General features: G+C 71.8%; 12 protein-coding genes. 2 read left to right on the top strand and 10 right to left on the bottom strand.

Features of this window, described 5'->3' with window-relative positions; translation table 11 throughout:
- Positions 1-24 precede the first annotated feature (24 nt).
- Positions 25-963: a methylenetetrahydrofolate reductase gene (locus AC1DDU_RS14070; RefSeq protein WP_477435122.1), complete on the bottom strand. Its 939-nt coding sequence runs from the start codon at positions 961-963 to the stop codon at positions 25-27.
- A gap of 271 nt (positions 964-1,234) precedes the next feature.
- Here AC1DDU_RS14070 and AC1DDU_RS14065 point away from each other — a divergent pair, with 271 nt between their 5' ends.
- A complete protein-coding gene (locus tag AC1DDU_RS14065) occupies positions 1,235-3,172 on the top strand; it encodes a S9 family peptidase (protein ID WP_477435120.1) in 1,938 nt (645 codons plus the stop codon).
- 65 nt (positions 3,173-3,237) lie between these two features.
- Here the strand turns inward: AC1DDU_RS14065 and hflX are convergent, their stop codons facing one another.
- Complete coding sequence (gene hflX / locus AC1DDU_RS14060; protein WP_477435118.1) at positions 3,238-4,755, bottom strand: GTPase HflX; 1,518 nt, start codon at positions 4,753-4,755, stop codon at positions 3,238-3,240.
- Between the two features lie 149 nt (positions 4,756-4,904).
- On the opposite strand from hflX, the gene AC1DDU_RS14055 reads away from it, so the two are divergent.
- Positions 4,905-5,552, top strand: coding sequence for a class I SAM-dependent methyltransferase (locus AC1DDU_RS14055; protein ID WP_477435116.1), 648 nt, complete (start codon positions 4,905-4,907; stop codon positions 5,550-5,552).
- Between the two features lie 28 nt (positions 5,553-5,580).
- Here AC1DDU_RS14055 and dapF read toward each other — a convergent pair whose 3' ends face one another.
- From dapF to AC1DDU_RS14015, 8 genes are all read right to left on the bottom strand, one after another.
- Positions 5,581-6,453: a diaminopimelate epimerase gene (dapF, locus tag AC1DDU_RS14050; protein WP_477435114.1), complete on the bottom strand. Its 873-nt coding sequence runs from the start codon at positions 6,451-6,453 to the stop codon at positions 5,581-5,583.
- A 40-nt stretch (positions 6,454-6,493) separates the two neighbouring features.
- Positions 6,494-6,916 carry a GNAT family acetyltransferase gene (locus AC1DDU_RS14045; protein WP_477435112.1) on the bottom strand — a complete coding sequence of 141 codons (423 nt, stop codon included), beginning with the start codon at positions 6,914-6,916 and terminating at the stop codon, positions 6,494-6,496.
- Positions 6,913-7,860, bottom strand: a complete 948-nt coding sequence (gene miaA, locus AC1DDU_RS14040; protein ID WP_477435110.1) for a tRNA (adenosine(37)-N6)-dimethylallyltransferase MiaA — start codon at positions 7,858-7,860, stop codon at positions 6,913-6,915. Before miaA ends, AC1DDU_RS14045 begins: the two co-directional genes overlap by 4 nt.
- Positions 7,861-7,867: 7 nt before the next feature.
- Positions 7,868-9,418: a tRNA (N6-isopentenyl adenosine(37)-C2)-methylthiotransferase MiaB gene (miaB, locus tag AC1DDU_RS14035; protein WP_477435108.1), complete on the bottom strand. Its 1,551-nt coding sequence runs from the start codon at positions 9,416-9,418 to the stop codon at positions 7,868-7,870.
- Between the two features lie 118 nt (positions 9,419-9,536).
- On the bottom strand, positions 9,537-10,037 hold the full coding sequence (locus tag AC1DDU_RS14030) for a regulatory protein RecX (RefSeq protein WP_477435106.1): 501 nt from the start codon (positions 10,035-10,037) through the stop codon (positions 9,537-9,539).
- Between the two features lie 371 nt (positions 10,038-10,408).
- The gene (gene recA, locus AC1DDU_RS14025; RefSeq protein WP_477435104.1) at positions 10,409-11,464 is read right to left on the bottom strand and encodes a recombinase RecA; all 1,056 of its coding nucleotides are present in this window, start codon (positions 11,462-11,464) and stop codon (positions 10,409-10,411) included.
- 248 nt (positions 11,465-11,712) lie between these two features.
- Positions 11,713-11,937 (bottom strand): DUF3046 domain-containing protein, encoded by a 225-nt coding sequence (locus AC1DDU_RS14020; protein ID WP_477435102.1) that lies wholly within the window; start codon positions 11,935-11,937, stop codon positions 11,713-11,715.
- 66 nt (positions 11,938-12,003) lie between these two features.
- Positions 12,004-12,312 carry a helix-turn-helix domain-containing protein gene (locus AC1DDU_RS14015; RefSeq protein WP_477435100.1) on the bottom strand — a complete coding sequence of 103 codons (309 nt, stop codon included), beginning with the start codon at positions 12,310-12,312 and terminating at the stop codon, positions 12,004-12,006.
- Between the last annotated feature and the right edge of the window lie 49 nt (positions 12,313-12,361).

Raw genomic sequence — 12,361 nt, 5'->3', positions numbered from 1 at the left:
ACGGATCGCTGGGCCGCGCGTAGGTCAGACGGCGGTGAGGACACCCGCCTCACGGAGCACGGCGAGCACCATGTCGTGGTTGTTGAAGGCGTAGAGGTGGATGCCGGGGGCACCGCCGTCGAGCACCGCCCGGGTGAGGGCCGCCGCGTGCGCGATGCCGACGGCGCGCTGGCCTTCGGTGGTGGGTTCGACCTCGAGGGCGATCGCGAGCTCTCCGGGCAGCTCCTCACCGGTGAGCTCGAGCACGCGCCGCAGCCGCGACGGCGACGTGATCGGCATGATGCCCGGCAGGATCGGGATCGTCACGCCGGCCTCGCGGGAGCGCTGCACGAACGCGAGGTAGTCGTCGGCGTGGAAGAACAGCTGGGTGATGGCGAGCGTCGCCCCCGCCGCCTGCTTGGCCAGCAGCGCGTCGATGTCGTCGGACGCGTGGCGCGACCGCGGATGGCCGGTGGGAAAGGCCGCGACCGCGATGTCGACCTTCGGACGCTTCTCGACCCGCACGGCACCGGGGACGCCGGGGATCGGCACCTCGGCGTACGGCTCGCGCTCGGCCTGCACCCGGTCGATGAGCTGCACGAGCTGCGCCGCGCTCTCGAGGTCGCCGAGGAACGGGTCGCCTTCCGACGCCCCGACGGGCGGGTCGCCGCGGAGGGCGAGGAAGCTCGTGATCCCGGCATCCAGGAACTCCCGGATCAGCGCGTTCGCGCCGCCGTAGGTGTTGCCGACGCACGTGAGGTGCGCGAGCGGCTCGACGTGGGTCTCGCGCTTGATGTGCGTCAGCAGCTCGAGCGAGCGGCCGCCGGTGGAGCCGCCCGCGCCGTACGTCACCGAGATGAACCTCGGGTCGACCGACGCCAGGTGGCGGATCGTCTCGTGCAGCGCAGCGAACCCCGCCTCGGTGCGGGGCGGGTACACCTCGAACGAGATCGGCACGGGAGGGGTGCTCAGGTCGATGGACATGGCCTGCTTCTCAGGAGTCGGACAGGGCTGAGCCGAACGGGAAGCCCGGGCGGCCGCGGCACCTCGCCTCCGCCGGCAGGCGGAAGGGGTGTCATCACGGGCGGGTGCCGGGCTCGGCTGTCGCTCCTGCCCGGTGCCCCGAGGGTTCGGGGCGTCCGTGAGGACGACCGGGCGACGATGGCTCCACGGTAGCGGACTCGGATGGATGCCGTGATCCTGTGACCTTCTGTTTCGTCCCGGCGCTGCATGCTTTGGCCGTACCGTGGTGGGGGTGACGACACACGACGTGCTCCCCTACGGCAGCTGGCCCTCCCCCATCACCGCCGCCGAGGTGTCCGCCGCCTCGCCGCGCCTGGAGGGCGCACGGTTCGTCGGCGCGGATGCCGACGTGTGGTGGGGCGAGTCGGTGCCCGAGGAGGCCGGGCGCTCCGCGGTGCGCCGGAGGACGGCATCCGGAACCGTCGAAGACGTGCTCCCTGCACCGTGGAGCGCCCGCTCGCGCGTGCACGAATACGGCGGCGGCTCGTGGACCGCCGCCGACGACGGAGTGCTGTTCTTCGTCGAGAAGGGCGACCAGCGCGTGTGGCGCCGGGATCCGGGTGCGGAGCCCCGTCCGCTCACGCCCGATGCGGGCGACGTCCGCTACGGCGGCCTGACGCTGCAGCACGGCCGCCTGCTCGCGGTGCGCGAGGATCACACCGCCGGCGGTACGGTGCCGGCGCGCGACATCGTCGAGATCCCGGTCGACGGTGCGGCGGCGACGGATGCCGCGCGCCTCGCCGCGCTCGTCGGCGGCAGCGACTTCGTCGCCCATCCCGCGCTCTCCCCCGACGGCACGCGGCTCGCGTGGATCGCGTGGGACCACCCGCACATGGCGTGGGACCGCGCCGAGCTGCGCGTGGGCCGCATCGCGCACGGCGAGGTCGTGGAGTGGACGACCGCGGCGGGCGGAGACTCTTCGCCGCTGCAGCCGGTCTGGGCGGGCGATGACGGCCTCGTGTACGCCGACGATCCCACCGGCCGTTGGAACCTCTGGCGCCTACGGCCGCCCGCCGACGCCCCGCCGGAGCCCGTCGCCCCGGCGGACGCCGACACCGGCGGGCCGCTGTGGGTGCTGGGCACCCGCTGGTTCGCTGTGCTCGACGACGGGCGCACCGTCGCCGTGCGCACCGACGGCGCCGACGAGGTCGTGGTGATCGATCCGACGGGGCAGGTGCGCCCCGTCCCGGTCGACCCCATGACGCGGCTGTCGATCGAGGACGTCCACGGCACGCGGGTGCTGCTGTCCGGCGCCGGATCCCGCGGACCGGGTCTCTGGCTGGTCGACGTCGATCAGCCCGACGCTTCGCGCCCGCTCGTGGGCGGCGCATCGCCCTGGGACGACGAATGGATGCCGCGCTCCCGCGCCATCACCGTGTCGGGCCCGCACGGGCCCGTGCACGCGTTCGCGTACCCGCCGACGAATCCGGGGGTCGTCGGACCCGACGAGGAGCGGCCACCGTACGTGGTGTTCGTGCACGGCGGGCCGACCGACCACGTCGGCGGCGCGGCATCCGGCAAGATCGCCTACCTCACCAGCCGCGGGATCGGGGTGCTCGACGTCAATTACGGCGGCTCCAGCGGATACGGGCGGGCCTACCGCGAGCGACTTCTCGGCCAGTGGGGCGTCGTCGACGTCGACGACGTCGTGGCCGCCGCGCGCGGGATGGCGGCGGCGGGGCTCGCCGATGCGGACCGGCTCGCGATCGCCGGGGGCTCGGCAGGCGGATGGACCGTGCTGTGCGCGTTGACGAACACCGACGCGTTCGGCGCCGGCATCAGCCGCTACGGCGTGGCCGATCTGCGGCGCCTCGCCGAGGACACCCACGACTTCGAGGCCCGCTACCTCGACGGGATGGTGGGTCCGCTCCCCGACGCCGAGGAGCTGTACATCCAGCGGTCGCCGCTGTCGCACCTCGACCGCCTGCGCACGCCACTGCTCATCGAGCAGGGGCTCGACGACCTCGTGGTGCCGCCGTCGCAGTCGGAGGCGGTGCGCGACGCTCTCGCCGCCAACGGCGTCCCGCACGCGTACCTCGCGTTCGAGGGCGAGGGGCACGGCTTCCGCGGCGCGGAGACCCTCATCCGGACGATGGAGGCCGAGCTGGCCTTCCTCGGTCAGGTCTTCGGGTTCGACACCCCCGGCGTGGCGCCCCTCGAGCTGGACTGACGCGGCGCCCCGCGCATACGCGAAGGCCCCGACTCCGGTGGGAGTCGGGGCCTTCGCGATCGCGTTCAGACCGAGAACGGTGCCAGGCGCGCGGCGAGGTGCTCGCCCACGCGCGCGTGCACGGCGGTGCCGCCCTCCTCGTGCTCCTGCGACAGGATCGTGCCCTGCTCGTGGATCGCGGAGACCAGGTCGCCGCGGTCGTACGGCACGAGTGCGCGCACCTCGACGGCGGGAAGCGGAAGCGCGTCCTCGATCGCCGCCCGCAGCTCGTCGATGCCCTCGCCGGTGCGGGAGGACGCGAAGATCGCCTTCGGCTCGAGGCCGCGCAGCACCAGGCGGGTGTCGGGGTCGATGAGGTCGGCCTTGTTGAAGACCACGAGCTCCGGGATGTCGCGGCCCCCGACGTCGCCGATCACGTCGCGCACCGTCGCCAGCTGCGCGGCGGGGTCGGGGTGCGAGCCGTCGACCACGTGCAGGATGACGTCGGCGTCGCCGACCTCCTCCAGCGTCGAGCGGAACGCCTCCACGAGCTGGTGCGGAAGGTTGCGCACGAACCCGACGGTGTCGGTCAGCGTGTAGACGCGTCCGTCCACCGTCTCGGAACGCCTCACGGTGGCATCCAGCGTCGCGAACAGGGCGTTCTCGACCAGCACGCCGGCGCTCGTGAGCCGGTTGAGCAGGCTCGACTTGCCGGCGTTGGTGTAACCGGCGATCGCGACGGAGGGGATCGTGTGGCGCTTGCGCTCGGCACGCTTGGCATCGCGCGCGGGGGCGAAGTCGCGGATCTGCTTGCGCAGCTGCGCCATGCGCGTGCGGATGCGCCGGCGGTCCAGCTCGATCTTCGTCTCGCCGGGACCGCGCGAGCCCATGCCCGCGCCGCCGGCGCCCACCTGGCCACCGGCCTGGCGGCTCATGGAGTCACCCCATCCGCGCAGGCGCGGAAGCAGGTACTCGAGCTGTGCGAGCTCGACCTGGGCCTTGCCCTCGCGGCTCTTCGCGTGCTGGCTGAAGATGTCGAGGATCACGGTGGTGCGGTCGATCACCTTGACCTTGACGACGTCCTCGAGGGCGCGCCGCTGGCTCGGGGCCAGCTCGGTGTCGGCGATCACGGTGTCGGCGCCGACGGCGGCGACGATGTCACGCAGCTCCTCGGCCTTGCCGCGCCCGACGTACGTGGCGGGGTCCGGGTGCGGGCGCCGCTGCAGCACGCCGTCGAGGACGACGGCGCCGGCGGTCTCGGCCAGGGCCGACAGCTCGCGCAGCGAGTTCTCGGCATCCGCCGTCTCGCCCTGAGCGTGCACACCGACCAGCACGACGTTCTCCAGTCGCAGCTGCCGGTACTCGACCTCGGTGACGTCCTCGAGTTCGGTGGACAGGCCGGGAACGCGGCGCAGTGCGGCGCGCTCCTCGCGGTCCCACTGGTCGCCATCGGTGTCGGCGCGCCCGATCGTGGCCTCGTCCTGGAGCGCCTGAGCGGCTCCGAAGACGTGCACCCCCGAACGCGCCTCAGCGCGCGCCAGCACGCGATCCACCGGGTCCACCGGCGTCTCGTCGGTGCTCTGGGGTGTCGTCGTATCCGTCATGTGTTCCTTTCGGGATGCCTTTTCCGGCCTCATCGGCCGGTTCCCGGCATCCGTGAATTCTAGTCCTGCTCGGTGCATCCGCGCCCCGAACCGCGGTCATCGGCGAGGTGCTCCCGCCGTGGTGACCGCCTCCGCTAGGCTCGTCAGCCATGGAGAGCGACCACTACTTCAGTGCGACGCCCGCCAGCCCCGAGAATCTGCGCCGCATCCGTGTGACCCTTGCCGGTCGCGCTCTCGAGGTCACGACAGCCGGGGGTGTGTTCAGCCCCGATCATGTGGACTCGGGAACCGCGGTGCTGCTGTCGAACACTCCCCCGCCTCCGGCAGGGGGGCACTTCCTCGACCTCGGGTGCGGGTGGGGGCCGATCGCGCTCAGCCTCGCGCTCGACGCGCCCCACGCCACCGTCTGGGCCGTCGATGTCAACGAGCGCGCGCTCGACCTCGTGCGACGCAACGCCGCCGACCTCGGTCTGCAGAATGTCAACGCGGTGCTGCCCGACGATGTTCCCGACGACGTCGTCTTCCGCACGATCCGGTCGAATCCGCCGATCCGCGTCGGCAAGAACGAGCTGCACGGGCTGCTGGAGCGGTGGATCCCTCGACTGGACGAGCGGGCCGATGCCTGGCTCGTCGTCCAGCGCAACCTCGGGTCCGACTCGCTCCAGCGCTGGCTGGCGGCGACCCTGGACCGGCGGTTCAGCGTCTACCGGGCGGCGACGGCGCGCGGCTTCCGGGTGCTGAAGGTGCGTCGACATGGTTCGCCGCCGAGCGAACCGATCGATCTCCCTGAGCTCTGAACGTCCGACACGCGGACGAACGCCCGCGTCAGGCCAGCGTGACCTCGCCGGAGTAGACGAGCGTCGCCGGGCCCGACAGCAGCACGTGGCGCTCGCCGTCGACCTCCGGGATCCGCACTCCCAGCGTGCCCCCGGGGACGTCGACGACCCAGTGATCCGGCGCCGCAGGACCTGCCCAGTGCCGCACGGCGAGAGCGGCAGCGGCGACACCGGTGCCGCAGCTCAGCGTCTCGCCGACGCCGCGCTCGAACACGCGCATGCGGATCGCGCCCACGCCGTCGCGGACCAGCGGGTCGCTCGGGACGACGAACTCGACGTTGGCGCCATGGGGCGGCTCCGGGTGCAGCAGCGGCTGCGCGGCGAGGTCGAGCCCTTCCAGCTCCGCCTCGTCGGGGAGCGCCACGACCACGTGCGGGTTGCCCACGTCGATCCCGACCCCCGGCCGCGGCGTGCCGCCACCGCGGGTGCGCACCAGCACCTCGGCCTCGTCGACCGCGTACCGGCCGAGATCGACCTCGTAGCCGCGGTCGCTGCGGGTCACCGTCTTCACGCCGGCGCGGGTACCGACCAGCAGCGGCGCGCCGTCGACGTCGGCCCAGCCCACGTCGACGAGGTAGCGCACGAAGACACGCACGCCGTTGCCGCACATCTCGGCCTTCGAGCCGTCAGCGTTGCGGTAGTCCATGAACCATTCGGCGCCGGATGCCGCGGCCTCCGCGCCCTCAGCGATCGCAGACGCGCGGACCACGCGCAGGATCCCGTCCCCACCGATGCCGAAGCGTCGGTCGCACAGCACGGCGACCTGATCGTCACTGAGGTCGAGCGCGCCGTCGGGATCGGGGACGATCACGAAGTCGTTGCCGGTGCCGTGGCCCTTGGTGAACGTGATCGTCTGCGGCATCGCACCAGTCTACGTTCGCGATCCGGTGCGCCCGCCGTGCTCAGTCTGCGATGAGACGCTTGCCGGTGGTCCACGTCTCGAACGGCTCGTAGTCCAGCGAGTCGTAGAACCCGCGGGCCACGCCGTTCTCGGGGCGCACCATGAGCTGCACCTTCGGGCACCCCATCGCCAGGAGCCGCGCCTCGGCCTCGGCGACCAGCCGCCGGCCGATCCCCTCGCCGCGCCGCTCGGGCGCGCTGGCGAGGTAGTACAGCCAGCCACGATGGCCGTCGTACCCGGCCATCACCGAGCCGACGACGACCGCGCCGTCGACGGCGACGAGGAACAGCTCGGGCTGCACGGTCAGCTTACGGTTGATGTCCTGGTAGGGGTTGTTCCACGGCCGCGTGAGACCTGCCGCCTGCCACAGCGAGACGACGGCCTCGGTGTCGACGACGTCGAAGGGACGGATGCCGATGCTCATGCCCACGAGTCTGCCAGGGACTCGGGGGCCGTCCCCGCTTCGAGCCACCGCACCCCGTCGTAGCGTTTGAACCACGACACCTGCCGGCGCGCATACCGGCGGGTGAGCGCCTGGGTCTCGGCGATCGCCTCGGCCTCGCTCTTCTCCCCCGCCAGCTGCGCGAGCGCCTGCGCGTACCCGATGGCCCGACGGGCGGTGACGCCCTTTCCGAGCCCGTGCTCGCGCAGGGCGCGCACCTCGTCGACGATGCCGTCGCGCCACATCGCCTCGACGCGGGCGTCGAGGCGGCTCACGAGCTGGTCGCGCGGCACCGCGACGCCGACGATCCTCGTCGGCCGGTGCCACAGCGTCGGGGCCTCGGGAAGCGCTGCGCCGTGCGTGCGCTCCCCCAGCTCGAGCACCTCGAGCGCGCGGACGATCCGCCGGCCGTTGCGGGGGTCGATCCTGGCCGCCGTCGCGGGGTCCCTCTCGCGCAGTCGCGCGAACAGCACGCCCGGCCCGTCGGCCTCGAGCTGCGACTCCAGCCGCGCCCGCACGTCCTGGTCGCGCGGCGGGAACCGGAAGTCGAACAGCACGCTCGACACGTACAGACCCGACCCGCCCACCAGCACCGCGTCGGCGCCGCGGGCGTGGATCTCGGCGATCACGGTGCGCGCGGCATCCTGATACCACGCGACGGCCGCCTCCTGCGTGACGTCGAGCACGTCGAAGAGGTGATGAGGGATGCCGCGGCGCTCGGTGGCGGGGATCTTCGCCGTGCCGATGTCCATGCCGCGGTACAGCTGCATGGCGTCGGCGTTGACGACCTCGGCCTCACGGCCGCGCGCGATCAGCGCCTCGGCGAGATCGAGCGACAGCGCCGTCTTGCCGGTGCCGGTGGCGCCGACCACGGCCCACAGGCACGGGCCGGCGTCCGCGGACGCGTCCGGTGCGACGGTGCTCACCGGCCGGTCAGACGCCGATGCGGAGCGTGGGCAGTCCCAGCGACACGGCGCGCGGGGCCCCGGCCTCGCCGGCGGGCGCCGGGATGCCGCACGACTCGGCCTGCGAACGGTCCCAGGCGTCGCCGGAACGCGTACGGCGGATGCGCAGCGGCGCGCCGTCGGGTGCATCGGCGAGCAGGTGGAAGGGCGCGGCGTGCGTCACGACGACCGACACGACATCGCCGGGACGCGGCGTCTCGGAGCCGGCAGGCACCTCGAAGTGCACGAGGCGGTTGTCTTCGGCGCGGCCGGTGAGACGGTGGGTCTCGGCATCCTTCTTGCCCTCGCCGGTCGACACGAGCACCTGCAGCTCGCGGCCGACCTGCTTCTGGTTCTCCTCCAGCGAGATGCGCTCCTGCAGCGCGATGAGTCGCTCGTAGCGCTCCTGCACGACCTCCTTGGGCACCTGGTCGGCCATCGTGGCCGCCGGGGTGCCCTCGCGGATCGAGTACTGGAACGTGAAGGCGCTTGCGAACCGCGCCTGCTCCACGACCCGCATGGTGTCTTCGAAGTCCTCGTCGGTCTCGCCGGGGAAGCCGACGATGATGTCGGTCGAGATCGCCGCGTCGGGCATCTTGGCACGGACGCGGTCGAGGATGCCGAGGAACCGCTCGCTGCGGTACGAGCGGCGCATCGCCTTGAGGATGCGGTCGCTGCCGGACTGCAGCGGCATGTGCAGTTGCGGCATGACGGCGGGCGTCTCGGCCATCGCGTCGATGACGTCGTCGGTGAAGGCGGCCGGGTGGGGGCTCGTGAAGCGGATGCGCTCGAGTCCGTCGATCTCGCCGGCGGCGCGGAGCAGCTTGCCGAACGCCTGTCGGTCGCCGAATTCGACGCCGTACGAGTTCACGTTCTGGCCGAGGAGGGTGACCTCCATCGCACCGTCGTCGACGAGCAGGCGGATCTCGTTGAGGATGTCGCCGGGACGGCGGTCCTTCTCCTTGCCGCGCAGGCTCGGGACGATGCAGAACGTGCAGGTGTTGTTGCAGCCGACCGAGATCGACACCCAGCCGCTGTAGACGCTGTCGCGCTTGGTAGGGAGGGTGGAGGGGAAGATCTCGAGGGACTCGAGGATCTCGAGCTCCGCCTCGCCGTTGTGGCGGGCGCGCTCCAGCAGGCTCGGGAGCGACCCCATGTTGTGCGTGCCGAACACGACGTCGACCCATGGCGCCTTCTGCTGGACGACGTCCTTGTCCATCTGCGCGAGGCAGCCGCCGACGGCGATCTGCATGCCCTCGTGCTTGTCTTTGCGGGACTTGAGGTGGCCGAGCGTGCCGTACAGCTTGCCGGCGGCGTTGTCACGGACGGCGCACGTGTTGATGACGACCACGTCGGCTTCTTCGCCGACCTCCGCACGGACGTAGCCGGCGCTCTCGAGCGAGCCCGAGAGCCGCTCGGAGTCGTGGACGTTCATCTGGCAGCCGAACGTGCGCACCTCGTACGTGCGGGCGCGGCCGTCGACGTCGTGCGCGGCCGGAGACGGCGCGATGAGAGTCGGGTGTGCGGAGGGCGAAGACATGATCCCGCCATTCTACGAGCCGTGCGCCCCGACGGAGCCCGTAGCGGGTACCGTGCCCGGCCGCGTCGCGCCGGCGCACCTCTCGTCGATCCTGTGGGCGTCGGCGACTCGGATCGGGTCAGCCCTCTTCGAACCGGACGCGGCCGACCGGACGAGCCGCCTCGTCGAGTGCGGCACGGGCCGCGGTGAGCGCGAGCGACCCGCCGTAGCCCCGGCGGGCGAGCTGCCCGGCGAGTCGTCGGAGGGCGACATCGCGCTCGAGGGAGCGCATCGAGCCCGCCTTCGAGCGGGCGAACTCGAGCGCGCGCTCGAAATCGTCGTCGGGGAGTTCGGCGAGGGCGGCGTCGGCGATGTGTCGCGGGATGCCGCGCTTCGCGAGGGTCTGCGCGATCGCCTGACGCCCCTGCCCCTTGCGGTCGGAGCCCGCGTGCACGATCTGCTCAGCCGCGCGTGCGTCGTCGAGGTAGCCCCGATCGACGAACGCATCGAGGATCCCCTGGAGCGCGTCGGCGTCGAGATCCTGCTGTGCGAGGTAGGTCTTCGCCTCCGAGACCGAGAGCTCGCGCGCCCTCAGCTTCTTGAGCAGGCCGCGCTCGGCGGCCTCCGCCACCTCAGCCACCGACGCCTCGCCCGATCGATCGTCGCGGTCCGAGCGTGCGCGGCCGCGCCCCGAAGATCGTGACCCGCCGGGCTCGGCGTCCGCGGTCCATGCGGATCCGCTGGGCTCAGGCTCGTCGGCCCACTGCTGCGGGCCGGGTGCGTCTGCGTCGGCCCATCGGGACCGGCCGGGGGCGGTCCGCGGGAACCCCTCGCCCTCCGCCGCCGGCGTCCGCCTCGCCGCAGGAACGCGTTCGTCCAACGACTGCCGCACCTCGTCGGCCGTCCTCGGATACGCCCGTGCAGCCCGATCTCCGAAGAGAGGGATCACGGGGGCGAGCCCGTCGCCGGTCTCGGCGTCGGACTCACCCCCGCTGTCGACGAAACGGACCATCAGGCCGGGCGGCGAGCCGCCAGCTCGTCGGCGGCCGGCGCCTCGACGGCGCCCTTGGGCACGCCGATGCCGAGCTTCGTCTTGATCTTCGACTCGATCTCTGCCGCGACGTCCTCGTTCTTGAGGAGGAAGTTGCGCGCGTTCTCCTTGCCCTGGCCGAGCTGCTCGCCGTCGTAGGTGTACCACGCACCCGACTTCTTGACGATGCCGTGCTCCACGCCGAAGTCGATGAGGCTGCCCTCGCGCGAGATGCCGACGCCGTACAGGATGTCGAACTCCGCCTGCTTGAACGGCGGCGCCATCTTGTTCTTGACCACCTTGACGCGCGTGCGGTTTCCGACCGCCTCGGCGCCGTCCTTCAGGGTCTCGATGCGGCGGATGTCGAGACGCACCGACGCGTAGAACTTCAGCGCCTTACCGCCCGCGGTGGTCTCGGGCGAGCCGAAGAACACACCGATCTTCTCGCGCAGCTGGTTGATGAAGATCATCGTGGTGTTGGTCTGGTTGAGGCCACCGGTGAGCTTGCGGAGCGCCTGCGACATGAGTCGTGCCTGCAGACCCACGTGGGAGTCGCCCATCTCGCCCTCGATCTCGGCCTTGGGCACGAGCGCGGCGACGGAGTCGATCACGATGAGGTCGATCGCACCGGAACGCACGAGCATGTCGGCGATCTCGAGCGCCTGCTCACCGGTGTCGGGCTGCGAGACGAGGAGGGCGTCGATGTCGACGCCGAGCTTCTGCGCGTAGTCGGGGTCGAGCGCGTGCTCGGCGTCGATGAACGCGGCAATGCCGCCGGCGCGCTGCGCGTTGGCGATCGCGTGCAGGGTCAGCGTCGTCTTACCCGACGACTCCGGGCCGTAGATCTCGATGATGCGGCCGCGCGGGAGCCCGCCGATGCCGAGGGCGACGTCGAGGGCGATCGATCCGGTGGGGACGACCTCGACGGGGGCGCGCTCGTCGCTGCCGAGGCGCATGACCGAGCCCTTTCCGAACTGCCGGTCGATCTGGGCGAGTGCCGATTCCAGGGCCTTCTCGCGGTCGGCGGGTGATGGCATGACGTGCTCCTTATGCTCGCGTTCCGTCGCCTGTAGGCTGTCGCGTTCCGGCCCGGGCGGGACGGATGCTGCGACAAGGCGTGTGGTGTCGTTCGACGTGGATCACGCTAGGGGTGGGCTCCGACATTCGTCTTCGCCCATCGCCCGGCTGTGGAAGACACGTCCTCGACACCTGCTGTGCAGGAGCCTACGCGGATCTCGAACACTTCTTCGATGACACGCCGTGACGACACACCGCGAGGGGTGCTTCAGCGGCGTCGCGGTTCGAGCCGGCCGACGCCGTACCGCCGCTCGACGGGGACGTCGAGCTCTTCGCACAGCGCGAGCCACACCGCGCGCGGGTCGACGCCCGCGGCGATCGCGTCGGCGGCGGTGCGCCCGCCGACCTGCGACAGGACCAGATCGGTCACGACGGCGTTCGCGCGCACGCCGAACTCGTCGTTCACGGCGCGGGTGAACTCGCTACGCCGCATGGCGCCGCCGGGCGATCGTGCTCACGCCGAGGGCAGGGCGATGCATCGACATCGAGGTTCCGCGGCTCAACGCAGCGACAGCTCGGCGTCGACGGACGCCACCAGGTCGTCCGGAACGACATCGGGGAAGGACTGCAGACCCTCCAGCACCGAGATGCGGTCGCCGACCTCGCGCATGATGGTCGAGATCGGGACGTCCAGCGCCTCGGCGACCGAGGCGAGGATCTCGCTCGAGGCCTCCTTCTGGCCCCGCTCGACCTCGCTGAGGTAGCCCAGGGCGACGCTCGCACGGCTGGCGACCTGACGGAGGGTGCGCCCCTTCTGCTGGCGGAAATCACGAAGCACTTCGCCGATCTCTTGACGTACCAGGATCATCGGGGCCCCTCCTTACTTCCGATTCCGCCGCCGTCCGGGTGGACAACAG

This window comes from Microbacterium sp. 05T445 (genome assembly GCF_056395865.1).
Note: the sequence above shows the minus strand (reverse complement) of the source record. Positions and strands in the feature narration are given on the sequence as shown.

Excerpts from the sequence above, each read along its gene's own strand:
- miaB (WP_477435108.1), bottom strand. The coding sequence starts at position 9,418 with ATGTCTTCGCCCTCCGCACACCCGACTCTCATCGCGCCGTCTCCGGCC.
- AC1DDU_RS14015 (WP_477435100.1), bottom strand. The coding sequence starts at position 12,312 with ATGATCCTGGTACGTCAAGAGATCGGCGAAGTGCTTCGTGATTTCCGC.
- AC1DDU_RS14020 (WP_477435102.1), bottom strand. The coding sequence starts at position 11,937 with ATGCGGCGTAGCGAGTTCACCCGCGCCGTGAACGACGAGTTCGGCGTG.
- AC1DDU_RS14045 (WP_477435112.1), bottom strand. The coding sequence starts at position 6,916 with ATGAGCATCGGCATCCGTCCCTTCGACGTCGTCGACACCGAGGCCGTC.
- recA (WP_477435104.1), bottom strand. The coding sequence starts at position 11,464 with ATGCCATCACCCGCCGACCGCGAGAAGGCCCTGGAATCGGCACTCGCC.
- dapF (WP_477435114.1), bottom strand. The coding sequence starts at position 6,453 with ATGCCGCAGACGATCACGTTCACCAAGGGCCACGGCACCGGCAACGAC.
- hflX (WP_477435118.1), bottom strand. The coding sequence starts at position 4,755 with ATGACGGATACGACGACACCCCAGAGCACCGACGAGACGCCGGTGGAC.
- AC1DDU_RS14070 (WP_477435122.1), bottom strand. The coding sequence starts at position 963 with ATGTCCATCGACCTGAGCACCCCTCCCGTGCCGATCTCGTTCGAGGTG.
- AC1DDU_RS14055 (WP_477435116.1), top strand. The coding sequence starts at position 4,905 with ATGGAGAGCGACCACTACTTCAGTGCGACGCCCGCCAGCCCCGAGAAT.